Source organism: Streptomyces sp. NPDC058678, from assembly GCF_042714835.1.
GTDB lineage: Bacteria > Actinomycetota > Actinomycetes > Streptomycetales > Streptomycetaceae > Streptomyces.
In genome coordinates, this window is sequence record NZ_JBHXSG010000005.1 from 83,469 (window position 1) to 105,712 (window position 22,244).

At 70.9% G+C, this 22,244-nt stretch carries 24 protein-coding genes; 10 read left to right on the top strand and 14 right to left on the bottom strand.

Annotation, left to right across the window (positions count from 1 at the left end; translation table 11 throughout):
- Positions 1-25 precede the first annotated feature (25 nt).
- A complete protein-coding gene (locus tag ACFWWR_RS07335; RefSeq protein WP_384302390.1) occupies positions 26-1,252 on the top strand; it encodes an acyl-CoA dehydrogenase family protein in 1,227 nt (408 codons plus the stop codon).
- Here the strand turns inward: ACFWWR_RS07335 and ACFWWR_RS07340 are convergent.
- Together ACFWWR_RS07340 and ACFWWR_RS07345 are read right to left on the bottom strand one after the other, a co-directional pair.
- Positions 1,239-1,817: a DUF2889 domain-containing protein gene (locus tag ACFWWR_RS07340; RefSeq protein WP_384302391.1), complete on the bottom strand. Its 579-nt coding sequence runs from the start codon at positions 1,815-1,817 to the stop codon at positions 1,239-1,241. The genes ACFWWR_RS07335 and ACFWWR_RS07340 overlap by 14 nt on opposite strands.
- Positions 1,814-2,659 (bottom strand): enoyl-CoA hydratase-related protein, encoded by an 846-nt coding sequence (locus ACFWWR_RS07345; protein WP_384302393.1) that lies wholly within the window; start codon positions 2,657-2,659, stop codon positions 1,814-1,816. The genes ACFWWR_RS07340 and ACFWWR_RS07345 overlap by 4 nt, the downstream gene beginning before the upstream one ends.
- Before the next feature lie 178 nt (positions 2,660-2,837).
- On the opposite strand from ACFWWR_RS07345, the gene ACFWWR_RS07350 reads away from it, so the two are divergent.
- The 3 genes from ACFWWR_RS07350 to ACFWWR_RS07360 all read left to right on the top strand — a co-directional run bounded on the left by ACFWWR_RS07350 (position 2,838) and on the right by ACFWWR_RS07360 (position 5,335).
- Positions 2,838-3,641, top strand: coding sequence for a FadR/GntR family transcriptional regulator (locus ACFWWR_RS07350; RefSeq protein ID WP_383859894.1), 804 nt, complete (start codon positions 2,838-2,840; stop codon positions 3,639-3,641).
- 110 nt (positions 3,642-3,751) lie between these two features.
- Positions 3,752-4,933: an amidohydrolase family protein gene (locus tag ACFWWR_RS07355; RefSeq protein ID WP_383859891.1), complete on the top strand. Its 1,182-nt coding sequence runs from the start codon at positions 3,752-3,754 to the stop codon at positions 4,931-4,933.
- Positions 4,934-5,074: 141 nt separating this feature from the next.
- Positions 5,075-5,335 (top strand): hypothetical protein, encoded by a 261-nt coding sequence (locus tag ACFWWR_RS07360; protein WP_384302395.1) that lies wholly within the window; start codon positions 5,075-5,077, stop codon positions 5,333-5,335.
- 143 nt (positions 5,336-5,478) lie between these two features.
- Here the strand turns inward: ACFWWR_RS07360 and ACFWWR_RS07365 are convergent, their stop codons facing one another.
- Entirely contained in the window at positions 5,479-6,477 is a 999-nt protein-coding gene (locus ACFWWR_RS07365; protein ID WP_384302397.1) for a MerR family transcriptional regulator, read from the bottom strand.
- A gap of 172 nt (positions 6,478-6,649) precedes the next feature.
- Between ACFWWR_RS07365 and ACFWWR_RS07370 the strand changes: the two genes are divergently transcribed.
- The 3 genes from ACFWWR_RS07370 to ACFWWR_RS07380 all read left to right on the top strand — a co-directional run bounded on the left by ACFWWR_RS07370 (position 6,650) and on the right by ACFWWR_RS07380 (position 8,853).
- On the top strand, positions 6,650-7,258 hold the full coding sequence (locus tag ACFWWR_RS07370; protein WP_384302399.1) for a sigma-70 family RNA polymerase sigma factor: 609 nt from the start codon (positions 6,650-6,652) through the stop codon (positions 7,256-7,258).
- A 109-nt stretch (positions 7,259-7,367) separates the two neighbouring features.
- On the top strand, positions 7,368-8,207 hold the full coding sequence (locus ACFWWR_RS07375) for a DUF4397 domain-containing protein (RefSeq protein WP_384302401.1): 840 nt from the start codon (positions 7,368-7,370) through the stop codon (positions 8,205-8,207).
- Positions 8,208-8,436: 229 nt separating this feature from the next.
- Entirely contained in the window at positions 8,437-8,853 is a 417-nt protein-coding gene (locus ACFWWR_RS07380) for a class F sortase (protein WP_384302403.1), read from the top strand.
- Between the two features lie 465 nt (positions 8,854-9,318).
- Here ACFWWR_RS07380 and ACFWWR_RS07385 read toward each other — a convergent pair whose 3' ends face one another.
- The 6 genes from ACFWWR_RS07385 to ACFWWR_RS07410 are packed head-to-tail and all read right to left on the bottom strand — an operon-like array spanning position 9,319 to position 14,184.
- Positions 9,319-10,464 carry a serine hydrolase domain-containing protein gene (locus ACFWWR_RS07385; protein WP_384302405.1) on the bottom strand — a complete coding sequence of 382 codons (1,146 nt, stop codon included), beginning with the start codon at positions 10,462-10,464 and terminating at the stop codon, positions 9,319-9,321.
- Complete coding sequence (locus ACFWWR_RS07390) at positions 10,454-11,920, bottom strand: class I adenylate-forming enzyme family protein (protein ID WP_384302407.1); 1,467 nt, start codon at positions 11,918-11,920, stop codon at positions 10,454-10,456. The genes ACFWWR_RS07385 and ACFWWR_RS07390 overlap by 11 nt, the downstream gene beginning before the upstream one ends.
- A 4-nt stretch (positions 11,921-11,924) precedes the next feature.
- On the bottom strand, positions 11,925-12,347 hold the full coding sequence (locus ACFWWR_RS07395) for a MaoC/PaaZ C-terminal domain-containing protein (protein WP_384302409.1): 423 nt from the start codon (positions 12,345-12,347) through the stop codon (positions 11,925-11,927).
- On the bottom strand, positions 12,344-12,796 hold the full coding sequence (locus tag ACFWWR_RS07400; protein ID WP_384302411.1) for a MaoC family dehydratase N-terminal domain-containing protein: 453 nt from the start codon (positions 12,794-12,796) through the stop codon (positions 12,344-12,346). Before ACFWWR_RS07400 ends, ACFWWR_RS07395 begins: the two co-directional genes overlap by 4 nt.
- Before the next feature lie 31 nt (positions 12,797-12,827).
- On the bottom strand, positions 12,828-13,688 hold the full coding sequence (locus ACFWWR_RS07405; RefSeq protein ID WP_383859861.1) for an enoyl-CoA hydratase-related protein: 861 nt from the start codon (positions 13,686-13,688) through the stop codon (positions 12,828-12,830).
- 4 nt (positions 13,689-13,692) lie between these two features.
- Positions 13,693-14,184, bottom strand: coding sequence for a PaaI family thioesterase (locus ACFWWR_RS07410; protein ID WP_383859858.1), 492 nt, complete (start codon positions 14,182-14,184; stop codon positions 13,693-13,695).
- Between the two features lie 144 nt (positions 14,185-14,328).
- Here ACFWWR_RS07410 and ACFWWR_RS07415 point away from each other — a divergent pair, with 144 nt between their 5' ends.
- Positions 14,329-15,540, top strand: a complete 1,212-nt coding sequence (locus ACFWWR_RS07415) for a CaiB/BaiF CoA transferase family protein (protein WP_383859855.1) — start codon at positions 14,329-14,331, stop codon at positions 15,538-15,540.
- Positions 15,541-15,545: 5 nt separating this feature from the next.
- Here ACFWWR_RS07415 and ACFWWR_RS07420 read toward each other — a convergent pair whose 3' ends face one another.
- Genes ACFWWR_RS07420 through ACFWWR_RS07435 form a run of 4 tightly spaced genes read right to left on the bottom strand, consistent with a single transcriptional unit; the run spans position 15,546 to position 19,169 of the window.
- A complete protein-coding gene (locus ACFWWR_RS07420) occupies positions 15,546-16,301 on the bottom strand; it encodes an SDR family NAD(P)-dependent oxidoreductase (protein ID WP_383859852.1) in 756 nt (251 codons plus the stop codon).
- Entirely contained in the window at positions 16,301-16,813 is a 513-nt protein-coding gene (locus ACFWWR_RS07425) for a nuclear transport factor 2 family protein (protein ID WP_383859849.1), read from the bottom strand. The genes ACFWWR_RS07420 and ACFWWR_RS07425 overlap by 1 nt, the downstream gene beginning before the upstream one ends.
- Entirely contained in the window at positions 16,810-18,024 is a 1,215-nt protein-coding gene (locus tag ACFWWR_RS07430; protein ID WP_384302413.1) for an acyl-CoA dehydrogenase family protein, read from the bottom strand. Before ACFWWR_RS07430 ends, ACFWWR_RS07425 begins: the two co-directional genes overlap by 4 nt.
- 20 nt (positions 18,025-18,044) lie before the next feature.
- Positions 18,045-19,169, bottom strand: a complete 1,125-nt coding sequence (locus tag ACFWWR_RS07435; protein ID WP_384302415.1) for an acyl-CoA dehydrogenase family protein — start codon at positions 19,167-19,169, stop codon at positions 18,045-18,047.
- 109 nt (positions 19,170-19,278) lie between these two features.
- Here ACFWWR_RS07435 and ACFWWR_RS07440 point away from each other — a divergent pair, with 109 nt between their 5' ends.
- Together ACFWWR_RS07440 and ACFWWR_RS07445 are read left to right on the top strand one after the other, a co-directional pair.
- Entirely contained in the window at positions 19,279-20,100 is an 822-nt protein-coding gene (locus ACFWWR_RS07440; protein WP_383859840.1) for an enoyl-CoA hydratase/isomerase family protein, read from the top strand.
- A 23-nt stretch (positions 20,101-20,123) separates the two neighbouring features.
- The gene (locus ACFWWR_RS07445; RefSeq protein WP_384302417.1) at positions 20,124-20,624 is read left to right on the top strand and encodes a MaoC/PaaZ C-terminal domain-containing protein; all 501 of its coding nucleotides are present in this window, start codon (positions 20,124-20,126) and stop codon (positions 20,622-20,624) included.
- Between the two features lie 121 nt (positions 20,625-20,745).
- Here the strand turns inward: ACFWWR_RS07445 and ACFWWR_RS07450 are convergent, their stop codons facing one another.
- Positions 20,746-22,161: a family 1 glycosylhydrolase gene (locus ACFWWR_RS07450; RefSeq protein ID WP_383859834.1), complete on the bottom strand. Its 1,416-nt coding sequence runs from the start codon at positions 22,159-22,161 to the stop codon at positions 20,746-20,748.
- Between the last annotated feature and the right edge of the window lie 83 nt (positions 22,162-22,244).

Here is a 22,244-nt window from a genome sequence, read left to right on the forward strand (position 1 = left end):
GGGGCCGGACGAGGAGAGTACGCAGGTGGACATCAGCTATCCCCCCGAGACCGAAGCGTTCCGCACGGAGGTCAGGGCGTTCCTCGCCGAGACGCTGCCGACGGGCTGGAAGGGCATCGGCGCCCTGGACGAGGAGAGTGCGTGGGCCTTCGCCCGCGACTGGCGCCGCCGGCTCACCGAGCGCCGGTACCTCTCCCTCACCTGGCCCGAGCAGTACGGCGGCCGGGGCCTGTCCAAGCTTCACCAGGTCGTCCTGATGGAGGAGCTGGCCCTGGCGGGTGTGCCGTTCGGGCTGCCGCAGGACACCTTCGGGGTGAAGATGCTGGCGAACACGCTGCTGCGCTGGGGTACGGAGGAACAGAAGAGCCACTTCCTGCCCCGCATCCTCAGCGGGGAGGACACCTGGTGCCAGGGGTACTCGGAGCCGGACGCGGGCTCGGACCTCGCCTCCCTGAGGACGCGCGCGGTGCGCGACGGCGACGAATGGGTGATCGACGGCCAGAAGGTGTGGACCTCCGGTGCTCATCACTGCGACTGGATCTTCGTCCTGGCCCGCACGAACCCGGACGTCTCCAAGCACCGCGGCATCTCGTTCCTGCTCGTCCCACTCGACCAGCCCGGCGTCGAGGTGCGGCCTTTCCGCATGATGAGCGGACAGCTGCACTTCAACGAGGTCTTCTTCAACGGCGCCCGCACCCGCGCCGATCTCGTCGTCGGCGGCGTCGACAACGGCTGGACGGTCGCCCAGAGCCTGCTGGGCGTGGAGCGCGGGGAGGAGGCCGCGACCAACCCCATCCTCTTCAAGGCGGAGGTCGAACGTCTCGTCGAACTGGCCCGTCTGCACGGCAAGGACCAGGACCCCGTCATCCGGCAGCGGATCGCCTGGTGCTGGTCCAAGGTCGAGATCATGCGCTACCTCGGCTACCGCATCCTCACCGGCTGGCTCAAGGGCGCCGACCCGGGCCCCGAGACGTCGATCGCCAAGCTCTACTGGAGCGAGTACCACACCGAGGTCACCGACCTGGCGATGGACATCATGGGCCTGCACGGCCAGATACCGGTCGGCCGTCCGCCCCTGCGCACCTACCGCACCGACGACCCCGGCGCGGCGAACTCGTCGGGGTCCTGGTCGACGACGTACCTCATCGCCCGCTCGGGCACGATCTACGCGGGCACGTCCCAGGTGCAGCGGAACATCCTCGCGGAGAAGGTGCTGGGGCTGCCGCGTGAGCCGAGGCTCACGACCCCGTAGGCCGCTCGAAGGTGCTGAGCTCCGGCACCGGGCGCGGCCCGGTGCCCGGGACCCAGCCCGCGTCGAGCTTGCGCAGGCCCACCCCGTTCGGCGCCCAGATGTGGCAGCTGTTCAGGACGCCCGCCGTGGAGCGCGGGTCGTGGGACTGCTCACCGGCGTAACGCAGGCCCGCGTTCGCCGAGATGGCCGCCTGTACGACCGCGGGGCCCAGGGCGCGGGCCAGCTCGTGCAGGTGCGAGCAGCCGGACACCCCGCGGAACCGCTCCTGGATCGCCCGGTTGTATCCGGCGGCCACGCCGAGCCCGACCAAGCCGTCGAACACCGGGGTGATCAACGGACACTCGGCGTGCGGGAAGGTCCGCATCTCCGCGTCGGCGTGGACGATGACCATGTCGGCGAGACGTACGCGCACTGCGAGCACCATCCGGTGGACGACGCCGGCCGACGGCTCAGCCCAGGGGCGCACGTCGCTCAGTTCCGCCTCGACCGAGATCTCGTCGCCGTCCTCCGCATACGCGGTGACGGTGATCGTACGACGGTGCAGCGGGAGTTCGGAGCGCGTCATGACGAGGCCTCCTGCGGGAGCGCCGGAGCCGGGGCCGGGGCCGGGGTCTCCCCCAGCCCCGCGAACTCCGGTGGCCTGCGCTCGATGAAGCTGCGCACCCCCTCGCGGTAGTCCGGGGCCCGTTTCGCCGTGGCCAGGAGGGCGGCCGCGTGGTCGCGGCTCTCGGTGAAGGTCCTCGCCTGGTCGTCGGCGAGCTGCCGCTTGATGAGGGACATCGCGTACGGGCTGGCCGACCGGGCCAGCTCGGTCGCGTACGCGAGCGCCGCCGGGAGCAGGTCCTGCGGTTCGACCAGGCGGTTGACCAGACCCATGGCCAGGGCCTCCGTCCCGGTGATGCGGCGCGAGGACAGCAGCAGATCGCCGGCGTTGCCGTAGCCGACCAGCCGGGGCAGGATCCAGGACACGCCGTCCTCGGCCACCAGCCCGCGCGCGCTGAAGGCGGCGGCGAACTTGGCGTGCGGTACGGCGAACCGGACGTCGCACATCAGGGCCTGGTTGAACCCGATGCCCGCGCAGGCGCCGTTGACGGCGGCCACCACGGGCTTCGGGAAGGACATCGGGCGGGTGCGCGGGGGCAGCTGGTCCGTGGGCCACGGGCGGGCGCCCGACGAGGCCGCGTCGAGCACACTCATGTCCATGCCCGGGCAGAAGCTGCGCCCGGCGCCGGTGAGCACCACGGCCCGTACCCGTGGATCCTGCTCCGCCCGGTCGAACAGCTCGTTGTAGAGCAGCTCCATCTCCAGCGTCCAGGCGTTGTGCCGCTCGGGCCGGTTCAGGGTGAGCAGCATGACCCCGTCGTCGGTGAGCTCGGTGAGGATCACCGGGGCCGGGTTCTCGGTCATCGAGGTCACTCCCACGGGGTCCGTTGACTGGGTTTGGCTTAATAGATAGATGAATCATCTATATACCACCAGCCGCCCCGGGCACCAGATCAGGTCACGCGAAGAGAAGATCACCCACGCCTTGACCTGGTACCCTCGATGCACTAAGACGATTCATTTAGCTATACGAGGAGCCCCCGTGGCCGAGGCAGCCCGCACCGCAGAAACGGCGACCGTGCCAGTCCCCGCTCGCACCCGCGTCGGACGCCAGGTGCGGGTACCGAAGACCGCCGAGCTGGTCGCCGCGCACCTGCGTCGCCAGATCGTACGGGGTGAACTGAAGCCCGACGACGCACTGCCCCCGGAGTCGGGGCTGATGGAGCAGTTCGGCATCTCGCGGCCCACGCTGCGCGAGGCGTTCCGCGTGCTGGAGTCGGAGTCGTTGATCACGGTGCGCCGCGGCGCGCACGGCGGTGCCCGGGTGAGCGCGCCGGACTCGGATGTCGCCGCCCGCTTCGCCGGCCTGATCCTCGAGTACCGCGGCGCCACCCTGGGGGACATCTACCATGCCGCGGCCCTCATCGAGCCGCCCTGCGCCCGCCAGCTCGCCACCAAGCACACGGCGGAGGACATCAAGCGGCTGCGCGACGCGGTGGCGGCCGAGAAGGCCGTCATGGACGACCCGCTCGCCCTGGTCGACGCACAGGACGCCTTCCACGCCCTGCTGGTCGAACTCACCGGCAACCAGACCCTGATCCTGCTGTGCGGCATGCTGCGCAACATCATCGACCGGGCCAACGCCTCGTACACCGCGGGCGCGGCCGATGCCGAGGCACAGAAGACGCAGGCCCTCAAGGGACACCGGGCGCATGTACGGATGGTCGGCCTGATCGAGTCCGGCAAGGCGGACGAGGCCGAGAAGCTGTGGCAGCGGCACATCGCCAGCGCGGACGACGTCGTGAACGCCGCGGGACCCAAGACGGTGCTCGAGCTCCTCGACTGACCGGCCTATCCTCACAGCGGACCCGTCCCCACTCCCCCCTTGCGCTCTCTAATCAGTTAGATAATTATAGAAGGCGTACTGAATAGTTCCTGGGGCCCGGAGGCGACGCCATGGCCGAACCGCGCAAGCGCATCTTCGACTGCGACCAGCACATGTACGAGGAGCGGGACTCCTTCACCCGCTACCTTCCGAAGGAGTTCCTCGGATCGGCGGTCGCACCGGTGACCCTGCCGGACGGGCGGGAGGTGATCCTCGCCGGGGACCGGATCGTCGTATGCCTGGAACCGGAGTTCGGACAGGTCTACCGTCCCGGTTCGCTGAAGGAGATGCTCAAGGCGATGGCCTCGGGCAATCCCGAGGAGACCTACCAGTTCGAGCCGATGCACGAGTCGTACCAGAACCGCGAGGCCCGGCTGCGGGTCATGGACGAGCAGGGTCTGGACCAGTCGATCATCTACCCGGGCGGCTGGGCGCTGGTCGCCGAGGAGTACGTGAAGGGCGTGGAGCCGCTCTACGCCAACTACCACTCCTTCAACCGGTACATGAACGAGGTCTGGGGCTTCAACCACCAGGGCCGCATCTACGCCCCCGCGCTGCTGTCGCTGCGCGATCTGCCCAGCGCGGTCAAGGAGCTGGAGTTCGTCCTGAACCAGGGCGCCCGCTTCATCCTGCTGCCCACCGGGCCGGTGTACGGCCGTTCGCCCGGCGACCCGTACTTCGACCCGTTCTGGAAGCTGGTCAACGAGGCCAAGGCGAGCGTCTGCTACCACATCAGCGAGTTCTACTACAACTCGCAGGTGGCGCCCTCCTGGGGCTACGACCCCCACCCCATCCACTTCCGGATGTCGGCCTGGCAGTGGCAGAACACCTACGGTCAGCGCCCCATCGAGGAGACGCTGTCCGCGCTGATCTTCGACAACCTCTTCGGCCGCTTCCCCGACATCAACGTACTGGTGTCCGAGTTCGGCGCCGAGTGGGTGCCGCACTTCGTGCGACACATGGACAAGAGCCGGGGCATGGGCCGCAACGGCCCCTGGATCGGCGGGCAGTTGGACGAGCGCCCCAGCCAGGTCTTCCGCAAGCACGTCCGCGTGGTGCCCTACCCCGAGGACGACACCGTGAGCCTCGTCAAGCGCCTCGGCTATCACGAGTCCATCGTCATGGGCTCCGACTTCCCGCACGCGGAGGGCCTGGCCAACCCGGCCGACTTCCGCAAGCTTCTCGCGGGGCTCGACGAGTCCGCCCAGGACGACATCATGTACAACAACGCTCAGCAGCTGATCAGCCGCTGAGCGTCGCGGAAGAGCGCGGGCGAGAGCACCGAGCCCGGTACCGGCATTCGGTACCGGGCTCAGGACTGTCCGGCCCGTTGCAGTACCGCAGCGCGAGGAACGGCTGCGCGACCGTCTCGGCGAGGCGGTGTGGCGCTGCGCGTGCACGACACGGTGATCACCGCGGTCGCTCCCGGGACCGTGACGCCGTCCGGCTCCGACCACTGCTCCGTGTTCACCCCCTACGTCCGCCGCTGGTCGGGTGAGGGGCGGCCCGAGACCTGCCCGGCACCGGGCACCTTGCGCGTGCCCGACGGGTACGCGGCGAGCCCCTGCCGTCCCGCGGCGCGCTGCCCGGCATCTCTCCGGACCTCCCCCGCGGGGGTGAGTGAGAAGGCGGGGCTCAAGTGGTTCTCCTGGTGAGCCCGGACAGGGTTGTCCGGCGGGCCAAGGCGCACCTGGTGCTCTCCGCCATGCGCCACCGGGTGGCCGAACCCGGCGAGCCGAACACGTCACGCCCTCGAGGCCAGGCGCCTGTTCGACCAGGTCCGCGACCACACACCTCATCACCTGAGCGCGACAGACTCCACCGCCGTGACGGCCTGCGACAGCCCAGCAGGATGTGGCGAGCCCGGCACGGTCTGCCCGGCCCAGCCGGGCCCGAGCGTCAGGACGACCGGCTTCCTGCGGGCACCCCGCACACCCCATTCGATCGCAGCCACGTACTGGGCCAGCGGCCGGCTCGCGGTGGTACGCGACTGTGCCCACAGCCCCACCGCGACCGGACCGGTCCTGCGTACCGCGGCCACGAGTGACTCGACGGGCAGCGCGCCACCGAACATGCGTACCGGGAGATTCCGTTCGGCCAGGGCGGCGGCCAGCACCTCCAAGGGCAGCGTGTGGTTCTCGGCGGGAACACAGGCGAGGACCGTCGTGGCGCCGGGCCGGTCGGCGACCACGGGCGGGGCATGGCGCCGCAGCACGCCGGACACGTGCCAGGACAGGAAGTGCTCGACCTCGACGTACCTCTCACCCGAGCTCTCCCACTTGCGGCCGACCGCCTGCAGAGTCGGCATGATCACCTCCGACCACGCCGCGACCAGGCCATGTTCCTCGATCGCGGCGCTCAGCAGCCCGTCGAGCGCGGGGGCGTCGAGACGCAGGGCCGCACGGGCGACTCCCTTGCACTCCTGACGCACATCGCCCAGGCGAAGACCGGTGCCGGCCCGGCTCCGGCCGCCGGCCGCGGGCAAGGGGTACGGAACGGATTCCGCCTGGGGCGTGAGCGCCTCCGGGCCCGCCTCGTCCAGCGCCAGCCGGGCGGCCTCGGCGGGCGGCAACCCGGTCGCCGTCAGCGCGCACATCCGCTCCAACCGCGCCACGTCCACGGCGGTCCAGCGACGATGCCGGCCACCGGTATGCGCCGTGGGGCCGAGACCGTAGCGGCGGTCCCAGGAACGAACCGTGGTCGGTGCCACCCCCAGACGCCTCGCCACCTCACCGGTGGTCAGCCCGCCGCCACGCGGCGCGTCCTCGTGATCACCGTCGTCTCTTTCCAGGCTCATGCTCCCCATATTACGACGCATAAACGATGCATGTTGTGTGCGTCGTTTCGGGTCGCAAGGCTGGCGCACAGGCGCTCGGTCAATGCGGCGCATGCGGCGCACATGCCGACCGGGCCGGTTCGGCAGGCGGCCTTCTGCCCCGCACAGGTCGCACGGCAGGAGGAACAAGCCCATGACCACGAACACGCGAATCACCGATGTCCGCTTCCCGGCCCTCGAGGAAACGCCGTGCGAGATCGAACTGGCCCGCGGTCTGCGCGCCGCGGACGAGATCGCGTTCGCGGCCGTCTACCGGCGCTGGGGCTCACTCGTCCACACCATGGCCACCCGCTCGCTCGGCGACACCCATGAGGCCGAGGACGTGACCCAGCAGGTGTTCCTCGGCGCCTGGCGCGGACGGGACGGCTACCGTCCGGAGCGGGGACCGCTCGGCGCCTGGCTGGTCGGCATCACGCGCCGGAAGATCATTGACGCTCTGGCGGCGAGGACGAGGCGTCTCACGCTGATCGATTCGGTGGCGTCCGACACCGACGTGCACGGCCACGAGGTGGGCGCACCTGAAGACGTCCTGGACCGGGTGCTCCTGGTCGACGCCCTGACCCGGCTGCCGCGCCACCAGCGCGAGGTGCTGTGCATGGCGTTCTACGAGGACCTGACCCAGGCCGAGATCGCCGAGCGCACCGGTGTCCCCCTGGGCACCGTGAAGAGCCACACCCGACGTGGTCTGCGTCGGCTGCGTGAGGGGATCGAACGAGGCCGCGCCGACGACAACGCAGCGTAGGCCCGTGCCCGATAGCGCCTGCCGCGCGCATCCATGACGGCCCCCGCGCACGAAACAGCTCCGAGACTCCGCAACCGGCGGAACCTCTCACACCGAAGGGAATTTCCTCATGACCTCCCGGGCCCCCCTCATCCTCGCCGCCTCGGCCGGCGCATGCGCCCTGGCTCTCGGCGTCACCGCCCCCGTCATGGCGGCCCCCGCCGCCGGAAGTGACGACCCCGCCATGGTGTCCGTCTTCCACGGCGTCCCCGGACTGACCGTCGACGTCTACGCCAACGGGAACGAACTGCTCAGCGACTTCAAGCCGGGCACCGTGACCGACCCTCAGTCCCTCGACGCCGGCACCTACGACATCCAGGTCTTCGAAGCCGGGCAGAGCCCCGACGGCACACCGGCCATCGAGAAGGAGATCAAGGTGCCGGCCGGAGCGAACGCCACGATCGCGGCCCACCTCTCCGCCGACGGCAAGCCTCAGCTGACGGCCTTCGTCAACGACGCCTCCCAGGTCGCCGCCGGCAGTGCCAGGCTGACCGTACGGCATGTCGCCGCCGCCCCGGCCGTAGACGTCCGAGCGGGCGGACAGCCGGTCTTCAAGGGACTGGAGAACCCGAAGCACGACACCGCTGTCGTCGACGCCGGCACCGTCTCGGCCGATGTCGTGCTCGCCGGCACGGACACCGTGGCGATCGGTCCGGCCGACCTGAACCTCAAGGAGGGCACCAGCAACATCGTCTACGCCTGGGGCAGCGCGACCGACAAGAATCTCGCGCTCGCGACACAGACCCTCAGCGGCATGGAATCCGCTCCGAACGCCGTCCACGCGGGCGGCAGTGGCGCGGCCGTGAGTGCGAACTCCTCCGACCAGTGGCTGGGCTGGGCGGCCGCGACCGGGGTGGTCACTCTGGCGGCCGTCCTGGTGACCCGCCGGGCCGCAGGCCGGCGTGGGTGACACGACACGACGGCTCACCGGCCTCACAGTGGCGACCGCCGCCCTGGCGGCGGTCCTCACTCTGAGGGTCGCCCCGTCGGAACAGGCGTCTCCCCCAGGCGATTTCGGCCCCTCCGTTCCGGCGCGGGCCGCCGCACCCGGCACGCTCTCCCCCGCCACCGAGGCACGGCCGAGTCCCACAGCCCACGCTCAACGCCGGCATCCTCCCCAGCGCGTTCTGGTACGCGACGTGGGCCTGGACACCCGTGTCCGGCCGGTGGGCGCGACGGAAGCGGGCGCCATGGCGATCCCGGCCGATCCGGCCGTCGCGGGCTGGTATCGCTTCGGACCGGCTCCCGGAAGCTCGCACGGGTCGTCCGTACTGGTCGGACACGTGGACAGTGACACGGGAGCCCTCGGCGAGTTCGCGGCGCTCTACGACGTGAAGCCCGGAGACAGGGTGGAGGTGCGACGCGCCGACGCCGAGCCGGCTCTCTACCGCGTCACCGCGCGTTCGACGGTGCCGAAGGACGAACTCCCGTCCGCCACGTTCCGCCGGAGCGGCCCTCCGGCTCTCACCCTCGTCACCTGTGCGCCTCCGTTCATCCCCGAGGAGGGCGGTTACCAGGCCAACCTGGTCGTCACCGCCGAGCCACTCGCGGCCTGAATCCGGGCGAGCGCGTCCACGCACGGACGGGGCGGATGCCGGGGGCGGAGCACAGGACAGGAGGGTCACGGTGCCACATGTCGAGCGCGCACACCTGATGGAACTGGCAATGGGAAACGACATCTCGAGCAACGACCCCGGCGCCCTGCAGCACCTCGCGGCATGCCACCGCTGCCGGGAGGAACTGCGCCTGATCACACGGGTCATCGCCGCCGCCCGTGGCGTGCAGGAGTCCGACCTCCCGACCACCCCTCCGGAACGGGTATGGCAGCACATCACACAGGAGTTGTCCGTAGCGGACGAGACTCCCGCACCGCCGCCCGTGAAGTCGACGCACGGCCTTTCCGTGGCGTCGGCCGAGCCGCATCACACCCGCCGCTCCACGGACCTCCACGGCCGGACGATCCGTTACTCACTCTTCCTTCTCGCGGGCATCGCCTTCGTCCGGTGGTGGAGCCGGGACCGTCAAGCACCCGGGCGGCACCAGTCCGTGAGGTCCGCCGCGAGATTCGCGATGTTGGTGAGCAGTGCCGTGCCGCGCCGGGAGTGGTCGTAGCCGGCCAGGGGATAGCCGTTGCTCAGGCAGGCGAAGGACAGGCCGGTCTCCGGGTCCATGAAGCCCAGTTGGTAGGCGGCTCCGGCGCTGCCGAAGAGGGCGGGCGAACCGGTGGACGGCAGGTTGCTGCCCGCGTCCGGTCCGGCCACGGTGACGAACAGGCCCATGCTGGTACGGCGGTCGGAGCCGCCCCCGTAGATCTGCTCCCCGTGCGGGTGGTCCGTCAGCCGGATCCGGGTGCCGTCCGCCACGGCCTCCGGCTTCCACAGGCCGGAGTGTTCCAGCGCCTGGAAGTACAGGGCGATGTCGGCGGCCGTGGCGACCAGCGCGTGGCTGGGCTCCCCGGCCGCCAGCACCCGCGGGTCGGACAGATACCAGGGTCCCCAGGGGTCGGGCTGCTGGTCGTCGCTCGTGCGGTCGGTGGCGGTCATCGGGGCGACGGTGCCGGACTGCCGGTCGACCGGCACGCCGAGTTCCATCGAGGACAGGCCGAGCGGCAGGGCGATCCGCTGATGCACGTAGTCGGCGAAGGGCAGGCCCGTGCGGCGTTCGACGATCTCGGCGATCAGCCAGGCGGCCGAGGTGAGATGGAACTGGAAGCGGCTGCCCGGCGGACAGTCGAGCCGCCAGCGGCCGAAGGCGGCGAGCCGCTGTTCGCGGTCCAGCATCTTCGGGTACCCGAGCGGTGCGAAGGGGAAGCCGGCGGTGTGGGTGAGCACCTGCTCGACCGTCACCGCCTCCTTCCCGTTCGGCGTGAACTCCGGGATGATCGCGGCGACTTGCTCGCCGACGTCCAGGAGCCCCTCGCCGATCAGCTTCCACACCACGCCGGCGACGACCGATCGCCCGACGGACTGCAGGACGTACCGGGTGTCCGGTTCGGCGTCTCCCCACGTCTCGAAGGCCACCAGCCGCCCGCCCCGGGCCACGGCGACCTGCGCGGAGGGCAGCGGTCCGTGCTCGACCTCCAGACGGATCCGGCGCAGGAGCACGTCCAGCCGGTGCGGGTCGACGCCCGCGGTCTCCGGGCTGACGACAGCGTGGTCAAGCGTCACTTGTTCCTCCCTGGCACGGCTCGCGCAGGCGGCGGCGCACGACCTTGCCGTTCGCGTTGCGCGGCAGGACGTCCACGAACCACCAGCGGACGGGCACCTTGAACCCGGACAGCCGGGCGCGGGTGTGGCTTCTGAGTGCCGCCGGCCGCGGCGGGGCGTCGGGATCGGCCGGTACGACGAAGGCGACGACGGTCTGGCCGAGCCGCTCGTCGGGAACGCCGGTGACCGCGACGTCCGCCACGCCGGGATGCGCGGACAGGACCGTCTCCACCTCCAGCGGGTGGACGTTCTCGCCACCACGGATGATCATGTCGGTGCGTCGGCCGAGCAGGTAGAGATAGCCGTCCTCGGCCACGCGGCCCAGGTCGCCGCTGTGCAGCCAGCCTTCGGTGTCGATCCGGAAGAGGTGGTCGGCTCGGGCGTGGATCTCTCCGACGCCGTCCGGTCCGGGGTCGTGGACCCTGACTTCGACTCCGGGGGCGGGCTGCCCCACCGACCGCAGCAGCTCGGTGCGTCCCGCGACCGCCTCCCGGTGGTCCTCCGGGGTGAGGACGCTGATCGGCGAGCCCTCGGTCTGGCCGAACATGTTGAGCATGCGGACGCCGGGCATCGCCTCGTACGTCCGGCGCAGGGTGCCGGGGCGGACGGGCGCGCCGCCGTACTGGAGGGTCCGCAGCGATTCGTGGCGGGCCTCTCCGGCTGCCAGCAGGGTCTCCAGCATCGCCGGGACCATGCTGGTGTGTGTGGTGCCGAGGTCCCGCAGCAGGGCCCACCCCTCGACGGTGAAGCGGGGCAGCCCGGTGATCAGGGCGCCCGCGGCGAGCGCGACGGCGATGTTGCCCAGGCCCGCGATGTGGTGGAAGGGAGCGCTGCCGCCGTAGAAGCTGTCGGGGTCGAGCCCGCACAGCCGCCCGTTCACGCGGGCTCGGGCGGCCAGCCGCCGCTGGCTCATGGGGACCGGTTTGGGCAGGCCCGTCGTCCCGGAGGTGTGCAGGACGGCAGCGAGGTCGTCGGGTTCGGCGGTCAAGGTCCGCGCGATGGCGGGTAGTTCGGGTACGACGGCGATCCGTCGGCCGGACAGTTCAGCGACCTGCCTGGCGAGTTCGGCGAACTCGGGTTGCGCCAGCAGGACTTGGGCCCGCGTCTCCCTCACCACGGCGGCGATCTCGTACGCCGTCATCCGCACCCCCAGCGGTGCGAGCGGGTGGCCGGATCCGGCACCGCCGATCACCAGTGCGAGGGCGTCGGCGGAGGTGGCGACCAGTGCGGGCACCGGTTCGCCGGGCTCCAGGCCGAGGGTGTCCAGCCAGTCGGCCGCGCCGCCCGCACGGTCCAGGAGTTCGCGTCCGGTCCAGGCGAGGTCGCCGAACCGGACGGCGGGGCGGGCATGGTCGTAGGCGCGGCTCACCATGGCGGTCCAGGTGGCCGCCTGCACCCCTTCCTGCGTGGCGGCCATCGGCTCAGGGCTCCAGGCGGGCCGCCGCGGTGCCGGTGACCACCTCGGCGCCGTCCTGGTTGAGGGTGCGCAGGGCGAAGTGGGCGACCGGGCCCGTCGGCGTGTCCTCGATCGACTCGACGGTGGCCATGGCCGTCAGGGTGTCGCCGGGCCAGACCTGCGCCTTGAAGCGCACGCCGTAGCGCAGCAGCGCCTCGGGGCCGACCCAGTCGGTCAGGACCCGGCCGGTCATGCCCATCGTCAGCATGCCGTGGGCGAAGACGCCGGGATAGCCCGCGGCCTCGACGGCGAACCGCTCGTCGGTGTGCAGCGGGTTGAAGTCGCCGGAGGCGCCCGCGTACTGCACGATGCGGGTGCGCTTGAGGTCGTCGACGAGGACGCTCTCGCGGGTTTCGCCGACCTTGATGTCGTCCGGGTTCAGGCTCATCGGGCGTCCTTCGGGGTTGCCGGGCCCTCGGGGACGACGGCCACGGTCACGGCTCTGACGACCGGCTCGCCGTCGGCGTCCCGGTACTCGGTGATGCGCTCGCTGAAGAGCAGGCGGCCGGTGCGGCCCTGCTTCTCCCAGCTGCGTCCGGTGCTGTTGTGCGCGTAGAGGGTCTCGCCGGCACGCACCGGGCGGTGGTACTCGAAGTGCTGCTCGGCGTGGAGCCCGCCACCGCCCTCGGCCATGACCCCGGCGTCACGCCCCGACCCGAACCACTCCTCGTCCGGCTTGGGACGCAGGTGGTAGTCGGGGTCGTAGTGGGCGCTCACCATCGTGAAGGTGGGCGGTGCGAGCGCGGACTCGCCCCCGTACACCGGGTTCTCGTCGCCGATGGCACGGGCGAACATCATGATGTGCCCTGCCTCGACGGGAAACGGTTGCGCTGTCATCTGCGTGTGCTCCTCACATCAGTACGGCACATCAGTACGGCAGAAACGCGTCGCGTGTGGCCTCGTCCGGGTCGAAGTCCGGCGGGAGCCCCTCGAACTTCGGCTCCCGTTTCTCCACGAAGCTCGACACGCCCTCCCGGAAGTCGGGCGAGCCCGCGAAGAACTCCATGGCGGAGTAGGAGCGGGCGAGGGCGTCGGTGAAGGGGCGGTCCAGGTCGCCGTACACCTGGTGGCGTACGACGGCCATGGCCCGCGGCGAGCAGTTGCGGGCGATGTCCCGGGCGTAGGCGCGGGCCGCGTCGAGCAGGTCCTCGGGTTCGACGACGCGGCTGACCAGGCCGAGGTCCTTCGCCTCGTCGGCGTCGAAGACACGGCCGGACAGCAACAGGTCGAGCGCGTTCTCCAGACCGATGACGCGCGGCAGCACGTACGGCAGGTTGTACTCTCCGGCCAGGCCGCGGCGGGTGAAGGCGGTGGTGAAGCGTGCCCCGCGGGCGGCGAAGCGGACGTCGCAGATGAGTGCCTGGACCAGACCGATGCCCGCGCAGGCGCCGTTGACGGCGGCGATCATCGGCTTCGGCATGTTCCGTCTGCTGTACATGGGGACGCGGGCCTGGAGGTTGAGGGACTCGCCCGGCTGGGAGTTCTGCTCCAGCCGCTGCATGTCCATCCCGGGGCAGAAGGCCCTGCCCGCTCCGGTGATGATCACCACCCTGACGGCGGGGTCGTGCGCGGCCTCGTCGAGGATCGCGAAGAAGCGGCGCTCCATGGGGATGCTCCACGCGTTCTTGCGCTCGGGCCGGTTGAGGGTGACGGTGGCGACGCCGTCCTCGTCGACCTCGTACAGCACCAGATCCAGGTCCTCGGCAGACACCACGGGCTCCTCGGGCATCACGTCACTCCTCGTCCAGCGGTTGGATCGGGTCGCCGACGCCGGGCCGCTCCCCTGAGATGGTCACCACCACCTGCCCACGGGCGCAGATGCGTCCGTCGGCCATCACGTCGACGTCGGCGAAGTGCACTCGGCCGCCCCGCCGCACGCAGCGCGCGTACGCGACCGCCTCACGCCCGCGGGCGGGGGCGAGGTACTGCACCGACATGGACACGGTGCTGAGCCGGCTTCCCTTGGTGAAATCGTGCCCGGCGATCACGGCTCCGGCGCCGGCTGTGTCGATGAGCGAGGAGATCACCCCGCCGTGGAAGACGTCCTCGTGAGCGGAGAGAGACTCGGCGTAGGGGAGCACGATCTCGACTCCCTCCGGGTCCCAGCGCGTCACCCGGATGCGGCAGCGGCGGTTGAAGGCGACCCCGCGCTCCCAGCGGATCCGGAACCACGCCCGGCGTTCGCGCTGTTCCTGTTCGGTGAGGGTCCTCGCCGCGACGGTCATCAGCACGCCCTCCGGTCCCGGCCTGTCGGCCGTCCATATAGTTACATGAATTGGATAGTTGCAGCAATCACATGGGCCCAGCAAGTCGACTAGATGTATTATTTATATAACTGATTCGCTGGCTGTGAACAGAGGGAGACCCAGATGCCGTCGACCGCACTGGCCGGGATCCGCGTGCTCGATCTGTCCCGCATCCTCGCCGCGCCACTGGCCACCCAGATGCTGGCCGACCTGGGCGCCGAGGTGATCAAGGTCGAGCGGCCCGGAACGGGGGACGACTCCCGGACGTACGGCCCTCCCTTCGCGCCCGGGCCCGAGGGCGACCGGACCGACACCGCCGCCTTCTACCTCTCCTGCAACCGCAACAAGCGGTCGGTCACCGTCAACCACGCCACCGCCGAGGGGCAGGAGCTGATCCGCGCCCTCGCCGCGCGGTCGGACGTGCTGGTCGAGAACTTCCGGACGGGCACGCTGGCGAAGTACGGTCTCGACCACGAGAGCCTGCGCGAACTCAACCCGCGCCTCGTCTACCTCTCGGTCACCGGCTTCGGCCAGACCGGCCCGTACGCCGACCGTCCCGGCTACGACGGCATCTTCCAGGCCATGTCCGGGATGATGAGCGTCTCCGGGCACCCCGAGGAACCGATGAAGGTCGGCGTCAGCATGATCGACATCCTCACGGGGCTCTACGCCTCCACGGCCGTCCTCGCGGCCCTGCGCCACCGGGACGCCACCGGCGAGGGCCAGTTCATCGACCTGTCCCTGCTGGACTGCGGTTTGGCCTCGCTGTCCCACTTCGCGATGAACTACCTCGTCTCCGGCGAGGTTCCCCAGCGGCGCGGCAACGGCGGCTACGGCGGGATCCCCTCGCAGGCCTTCCCCTGCAAGGACAAGCCGATCTTCCTGGTCGCGGGCAACGACAAGCAGTTCGCCGCCTTCTGCGCCGCCGCCGACCGCACCGACCTCCTCCAGGACGAACGGCTCGCCACGACCTCCGCCCGGATCGCCCACCGCGAGGAGATCCTGCCGGTGCTGGCGGCGATCCTGCGGACCCGCACCCGGGACGAGTGGCTGACCGTACTCGACGAACACGACGTCCCGGCCGGCCCGTACAACGAGATGCCCGAGGTCTTCGCCGACCCGCAGATCCGGCACCGGGGGATGCTGGTCGAGGTCGAGGACCCGGCCTCCGGACAGCTGCCGATGCTCGCCAACCCGATCCGGTTCACGGCCACGCCGGTCGAGGGGTACGCCCCGCCGCCCGCGCTGGGTGAGCACACCGCCGAAGTACTGACCGCCCTTGCGGGAGTGACGGAGCAGCAGCTGGCCCGGCTGCGGGCCCGGGGTGTCGTGTAGCCGCGTCACCCGATGAGGGTCCGGCCGCCCTCCAGCATCAGCGTCGCACCCGTCAGATAGGCCATGTCGTCGCTGACCAGCGCGGCCACCGCCCGGCCGATGTCGGCCTCCGGGTCCCCCAGCCGGCCCAACGGGATCTGCCGGGCGAGTTCTTCCGCCTTCTGCGGGTGCGCGGCGAGGTAGTCCTCCGCCGCCGGGCTCAGCGAGGCCGGACAGATGACGTTCACGCGGATCCCGTACGCGCCCCACTCCCGCGCGGCGACCCGGCTCAGGCCGCGGATCGCCTCCTTGGCCATCGCGTACGCCGCGAAGGTCGCCTCACCCTGCACGGCGGCCGAGGAACCGAGGTTCACCACGCTGCCACGGCTCTCCTTGAGATGGGGCAGGGCGGCCTGCATCGCGTGAAAAGCCGCCAACGGGCCGCTGCGGTAGGTGAGTTCCACGTCGTCGTACGACGTCGCCTCCAGCCTGCGCTGCACCGAGGACTGCGCGTTGTTGACGAGCACGTCGAGGCCGCCGAACTCACGTACCGTCTCGGCCACCATGCGGTCGACGTCGTCGCGCTCGCCCACATCACCGACCACCACGTGCGCCCGACCACCATGCTCGGCGATCGCCTCTGCCGTGTCCTTCAGCTTGCTCTCGGTGCGACCGGTGATCACCACGGCCGCCCCCTCGGCGGCCAGCGCGAGCGCGATGCCGCGCCCCACTCCCTGCCCTCCGCCGGTGACCAGCGCTGTCCTGCCTGACAACCGTGCCATCACGTCTCCTTCCAGAAGGCCGACCAGGCGGGGAAAGCGTCGGGCAGGGCCGGCTCTCCGGCTCCCTCCCAGCCGCTGAAGCCCACCGCCTGAGGCCGCTCGGTCACGTCCGCCGCGTACCAGTGCTGCTCACGGCGCCGGGAGAAGTACCACTCGCCGTCCACGCGCGCGTAGTCGTCCCTGTAACAGATCGCCATCACGATCCACCGGTCCTCCACCTCGTGCTCGGCCCGGCAGTACACCGCGCCGGTTGCCGTGTCACGGCTGGTGAACTCGATGTGGTGGCCGCAGATCTGGTGGACCGACCGGTGGAAGCCGCGCACCTGGGGCTCGATGTGCTGCCGCAGGACGGCCCGACCGCGGCCGTGACGCCCCATGTCCACGTCGGGCCGGAAGCAGCCGACCCAGGCGTCCAGGTCGCGGCCGTCCACGGCGAGGGCATAGCGGATGGGCAGTTGCTGAATGGCGAGCTGCGACTCGATGCGGTCGACACGCTCCTCGATCGACGTCACGGGCGCGGCTCCTTCGGTAGCCCGAGGACCTGCTCCCCGATGATGTTGCGCTGGATCTCGCTCGACCCGCCGTAGATCGTCTCCGCGAGGGACAGCAGGAAGGAGCGCTGCCGGGTGTCCAGGCCGTAGTCCTCGCCGACGATCTGCCCGGCCGGTCCCGCCAGCTCCGTGGCCAGCTGGCCGAGTTGCTGGTGCCGGGTCGACGCGTACAGCTTCGCGGTGGTGGCCTGCGCTCCCGGAGTACGGCCGGCGGTCAGTTCTGCGATGGTCCGCAGATTGGTGGTGCGCATGATGCGTACGGAGATCCAGGCGTCGACGATGCGGCGGCGCAGCATCGGATCGTCGAGCGCGCCCCGCTCGCGGGCCAGGTCGATCAGCGCCTCGGCCTCCCGCTCGAAGCTGAGCTGCTGGGGCAGGAGGGTGGTGCCGCGCTCGATGCCGAGGGTGGCCATCGCGGTGCGCCAGCCCTGGCCGACCTCGCCGACGACCATGTCGGCGCCGGTGCGGGCGTCGGAGAGGAACACCTCGGCGAACTCGTCCTGGCCGGCGAGGTTGCGGATGGGGCGGATCTCCACGCCGGGCTGGTCCGTGGGCAGGAGCAGCAGGGTCAGGCCCTTGTGCCGCGCGGACTGCGGGTCGGTGCGGGTGAGGACGTACATCCAGTCGGCGTGCACACCGAACGAGGTCCACACCTTCTGTCCGCTGACCACCCACTCTCCCCCACTCTCGGCTCCGCTCGAGCGGGAGGTGCCCCCATAGTCCCGTTCCGCCCGTGTGCGTACGGACGCCAGGTCGGAACCGGCTCCGGGTTCGCTGAAGCCCTGGCCCCACAGTTCCTCGACGGCGAGGATCGGCGGCAGGAAGCGCTTCTTCTGCGCCTCGCTGCCCGTCGCGAGGAGCATCGGGCCGAGCAGGTCGAGGGCGTTGACGGTGGCCCGGTACGGGGCGTTGACGCGGGCGTACTCGTACTCGAAGACGATCTCCTCCAGCAGCCCGAGCCCGCGTCCGCCGTATTCCTTGGGCCAGCCGACGCCCAGCCAGTTCCCGGCGGACAGCTCGCGGTCCCAGGCGAGGCGGACCTCCCAGGCCGCGCCGTCGGTGGGTCCGCCCACGCCTCGGTGCTCGGCGAACTCCCCCACGAGGTGGTCCGCCAGCCAGTCCCGCACCTCGTCGCGGAAGTCGCGTACGGCGGGCCCGAAGTCCAGCTCCATGTCTGCTTCTCCCTGAGGTCTCAGATGCCGAGCCGGGCGGCGAGCAGTTCCCGGTGGTACGACGGTGTGCCGAGCAGCACCTCGGAGCTCTTGGCCCGCTTGAAGTACAGGTGTGCGGGGTGCTCCCAGGTGAAGCCGATTCCGCCGTGGACCTGGATGTTGTCCGCGGCGACCTTGGTGAACGCCTCCGAGCAGAAGGCCTGAGCGAGGGCGGCGGCCACCGCGACCTCCGCCTCGTCGCCCGCGTCCAGCGCCCACAGCCCGCCGTACGCCGCCGAGCGGGCGGACTCGATCTCCATGAGCATGTCGGCGCACTTGTGCTTGATCCCCTGGAACGAGCCGATGGGCCGGCCGTACTGCTCGCGGATCTTGGCGTACGCCACGGCGGCGTCCAGGGCGGCCGCGGCTCCCCCGACCTGTTCGGCGGCCAGGAGTACGGCGGCGGTGGCGAGGGTGCGCTCCAGGGCGGGCCATGCCGAACCCTCGGGGCCCAGGAGGCGGGCGGGGGTGTCCGTGAACTCGACCCGGGCTTGTTTGCGGGTCTGGTCGAGGGTGGGGAGGGGGGTGCGGGTGAGGCCGGGCGCGTCGGTGGTGTCGACAGCCAGGAGGCTGACACCTGAGGGGGTGCGGGCGGCGACCAGGAGCAGGTCGGCGAGGTGTCCGTCGGGGACGTACGTCTTCGCGCCGGTCAGCCGCCAGCCGCCTGTTTCGTCGTGGGCGGCGGTGAGCCGGATGCCCGGCTCGTCCCAGCGGCCGCTGTCCTCGGTGAGCGCCAGCGTGGCCACCGTCTCGCCGGACGCGATGCCCGGCAGGAGGTCGTGTCGCGCCTGCTCGTCGGCGCAGCGCAGGAGTGCCTCGGCGGCCAGGGCGACGGTGGCGAAGTAGGGCCCGCACAGCAGCGCGCGGCCCGTCTCCTCGAAGACGATGCCGAGGTCGACGTACCCGAAGCCGGAGCCGCCGTACTCCTCCGGGACGGCGAGCCCCTGCAGGCCGAGTTCGCCGGCCATCCGCCGCCAGACGACGGGGTCGTGGCCCCGGGGATCGGCGGCCAGGCGGCGCACGTTCGCCTCGTCGGAGTGCTTGGCGAGGAACGAGCGGACGACCTTGCGCAGTTCGTCCTGTTCCTCGCTGAAGGTGAGATCCATGCCGAGCTTCCCGTCCTCCGTGCAACGTCACGTGCGGCCCGCTTGCCGCCCACCCTTCAATACAGTTAGATAATTATAGTATCCACACTGAATACACCAGGAGCGCGACGTGACCGATCCCTACGCCCCGTTCACGAGCCTGACCTTCGAGCGGCCCGCGCCCGGCGTGCTCCGGATCGTGCTCGACGCCCCGAACCTCAACGCCGTGGATCCGCGGATGCACGGCGAGCTGGCCGACATCTGGTCCGTCGTGGACCGGGACGAGGAGACCCGAGCGGTGCTCGTCCAGGGGGCGGGCAGGGCGTTCTCGGCGGGCGGGACCTTCGATTCCATCGAGGTCATGACCGAGGACTACGCGGTGCGCGCCCGGGTGATGCGGGAGGCGCGGGACATGGTCTACGGGGTGCTCAACTGCTCCAAGCCGGTGGTCTCCGCGATCCACGGCCCGGCGGTCGGGGCGGGTCTGGTCATCGGCATGCTGGCGGACATCTCCGTCGTCGCCCGCACGGCGAAGATCGTCGACGGGCACACGCGGCTCGGCGTCGCGGCCGGTGACCATGCCGCCATCTGCTGGCCGCTGCTGTGCGGCATGGCCAAGGCCAAGTACTACCTCCTCACCTGCGAGACGCTCACCGGCGAGGAGGCCGAGCGGATCGGGCTGGTGTCGAAGTGCGTGGACGACGCGGACGTGCACACCGAGGCCCTGCGGGTGGCGACCGCCCTGGCCGCCGGGCCGGCCAGCGCGATCAGCTGGACCAAGCGGTCCCTCAACCACTGGTACCGCACCGCCCAGCCGATCTTCGAGGCCTCGCTCGGGCTGGAGTTCTTCGGGTTCGGCGGGCACGAGGTCGTCGAGGGACTCGCCGCCCATCGCGAGAAGCGGCCCGCGGACTTCGAGGGCGTCAGCGGCAAGCACCCGCTCGACCTGTGACCACCGTACGAGAGGAACCGATCATGGCGCCGCAGCAGAACACCACCGAGGTCCCCCTGCTGGTCGCGGGGTTGACCTTCGAGGAGATGCCGGTCGGGCAGGTCTTCCGGACCGCCCGCCGCACCATCACGGAGACCGATCTGGTCAACTTCGTCACCTGGGGCGGCTTCACCGAGCCCCTCTTCTGGGACGCCTCGCACGCAGCGGACGGCGGCTACACCGGGCGACTGGTCCCGGGGGGACTGACCTACTGCATCGCCGAAGGGCTCGTCCTCCAGACGAACGTACTGCACGGCACGGGCCTCGCCTTCCTGCACATGGAACTCGACGTGCTGGGTCCGGTGTACGTCGGCGACACCGTGTACGCCGTCGTGGAGACCACGGACTCCCGGCCCTCCAGCAAGCCCGGCCGGGGCGTGGTGACCAGCCGGATCACGGTACGCAACCAGCGGGACGAGGACGTCCTCGTCTACACGCCGGTGCGACTGATCCGCGGCAAGGACTACGAGGCTCCGGCATCCTGAGGCCGGGGCCGGGATTACGAGGGCTCCGGCATCCTGAGCCCGGAGCAGGGACTACGAGGTTCCGCTGCCCTGAGTCCGGGCAGGGACTACGAGGCTCCGGCATCCTGAGGCCGGGGCCGGGCTACGAGGTTCCGCTGCCCTGAGTCCGGGGCGCGGCCGGCACCAGACTCAGACCGGCCGCGCGCCCCGCTTCGGGCGCGGCGGCGCCGGCGAAGGCACCGCGGTGCAGCCAGTCGGAGGGGATCGGGGGGCGCGGCGGGGCCTCGTGGTCGGGGACCGCCATCGTGTACAGGCGGGTGTAGCGGAACTTGGCCTCCAGGTTGTCGAGGACCGACCAGTACTCGTAGCCGCACACCTCCACCCCGGCCGCGGTGAGTCCGGCCAGCCAGGTGAGCCTGGCGCGCAGCAGGGCCCGGCGCCGGTCGTCGTCGCTGTGTCCCGTGGCGTCGACCAGGTCCAGGTCGCCCATGCCGTTGTCGATGACGGACAGCGGCGGCAGCACGTCGCCGTACAGCTCGTACAGACCGGCGACGGCGTCGGCGAGTCCCTCGGGGATGATCGGCCAGCCGTAGGCGGTGGTCTCCACGTCGTCGAAGGGGACGATCGCGAAGCCGAGGCCCACGAGCAGGCGGTTCACCTCGTTGAGGGCGCTCTGACACGTCCTCGTCGGCAGCACGCGGGGCAGGTTCTCCGGCGCGGTGACGCGGAACGGGGTGTGCCAGGACAGCCCCAGCAGATCCTGCTCGGTGGTGATGGTCTCCAGGTCGCCGGGGCGTACGCACCCGGTGTCCTGCACCGGTGAGTCGCCGTCTTCGGTCACCATGTGCTCGCCGAGCAGCAGGGGGTCGAGGAAGAGCCGGTTGGTCCAGCTCTCCAGGCGCTCCAGGGCGAGACGGTCGTAGGGGTCGTCGGTGGCCGGGTAGCCGCCCACGAGGGTGACCGTCGTCCCGATCCGGCCTTGCGCGCCGGTGGCCCTCAGGGCCTGCGCGGCGAGCCCGTTGGCCAGCAGGATGTGGTGGACCGCGGGCAGCCCGGCCCGGCCCGCTCCCCGGTTCGGGGGGTACATTCCGGCCACGTGGTCCGCGAGCGTGGGGCCGGCGAGGTCGGTGGAGGTGATCCAGCGTTCCACCCGGTCGCCGAAACGGCGGCCCAGTTCGGCGGCGTAGGCGGCGAAGTGCTCGGCGGTGTCGCGGGCGAGCCAGCCGCCGGCCGCGTCCAGCCACGGCGGCAGCGAGCGGTCGAGCAGGGTGAGACAGGGCCGGGTGCCGTGCGCGAGCAGTGCGTCCAGCGCGCGGTCACAACGGTCCAGGGCGTCCCGGTCCCAGCTGCCGGGGCCGTCGGGCTGGAGCTGCGGCCATCCGGCGACCATGCGGTGGGTGTCCGCGACGACGCCGGTCAGCTGCCGGAGGTCTTCGGTCCACTGCCGGAAGTGTCCGTCACGCTCCGGCAGGGGCGGCGGCGCCGCCGCGATGGTGTCCGCGGTGGCGACCCCCCAGTCGACACAGCGAAGGGATTCGTGCAGGAAACCATCGCTCATGGTTACCATCCAGGCGGTCAATGGTTTAGCGCATTCAACTGAATGTCCGCCGACCGGACGCTAACAGGTCAAACAAACTACGA

Coding starts and splice junctions, on each gene's coding strand:
- ACFWWR_RS07340 (WP_384302391.1), bottom strand. CDS start 1,817: ATGACGCGCTCCGAACTCCCGCTGCACCGTCGTACGATCACCGTCACC.
- ACFWWR_RS07345 (WP_384302393.1), bottom strand. CDS start 2,659: ATGACCGAGAACCCGGCCCCGGTGATCCTCACCGAGCTCACCGACGAC.
- ACFWWR_RS07355 (WP_383859891.1), top strand. CDS start 3,752: ATGGCCGAACCGCGCAAGCGCATCTTCGACTGCGACCAGCACATGTAC.
- ACFWWR_RS07365 (WP_384302397.1), bottom strand. CDS start 6,477: ATGAGCCTGGAAAGAGACGACGGTGATCACGAGGACGCGCCGCGTGGC.
- ACFWWR_RS07370 (WP_384302399.1), top strand. CDS start 6,650: ATGACCACGAACACGCGAATCACCGATGTCCGCTTCCCGGCCCTCGAG.
- ACFWWR_RS07375 (WP_384302401.1), top strand. CDS start 7,368: ATGACCTCCCGGGCCCCCCTCATCCTCGCCGCCTCGGCCGGCGCATGC.
- ACFWWR_RS07390 (WP_384302407.1), bottom strand. CDS start 11,920: ATGGCCGCCACGCAGGAAGGGGTGCAGGCGGCCACCTGGACCGCCATG.
- ACFWWR_RS07395 (WP_384302409.1), bottom strand. CDS start 12,347: ATGAGCCTGAACCCGGACGACATCAAGGTCGGCGAAACCCGCGAGAGC.
- ACFWWR_RS07400 (WP_384302411.1), bottom strand. CDS start 12,796: ATGACAGCGCAACCGTTTCCCGTCGAGGCAGGGCACATCATGATGTTC.
- ACFWWR_RS07405 (WP_383859861.1), bottom strand. CDS start 13,688: ATGCCCGAGGAGCCCGTGGTGTCTGCCGAGGACCTGGATCTGGTGCTG.
- ACFWWR_RS07410 (WP_383859858.1), bottom strand. CDS start 14,184: ATGACCGTCGCGGCGAGGACCCTCACCGAACAGGAACAGCGCGAACGC.
- ACFWWR_RS07415 (WP_383859855.1), top strand. CDS start 14,329: ATGCCGTCGACCGCACTGGCCGGGATCCGCGTGCTCGATCTGTCCCGC.
- ACFWWR_RS07420 (WP_383859852.1), bottom strand. CDS start 16,301: ATGGCACGGTTGTCAGGCAGGACAGCGCTGGTCACCGGCGGAGGGCAG.
- ACFWWR_RS07430 (WP_384302413.1), bottom strand. CDS start 18,024: ATGGAGCTGGACTTCGGGCCCGCCGTACGCGACTTCCGCGACGAGGTG.
- ACFWWR_RS07435 (WP_384302415.1), bottom strand. CDS start 19,169: ATGGATCTCACCTTCAGCGAGGAACAGGACGAACTGCGCAAGGTCGTC.
- ACFWWR_RS07445 (WP_384302417.1), top strand. CDS start 20,124: ATGGCGCCGCAGCAGAACACCACCGAGGTCCCCCTGCTGGTCGCGGGG.
- ACFWWR_RS07450 (WP_383859834.1), bottom strand. CDS start 22,161: ATGAGCGATGGTTTCCTGCACGAATCCCTTCGCTGTGTCGACTGGGGG.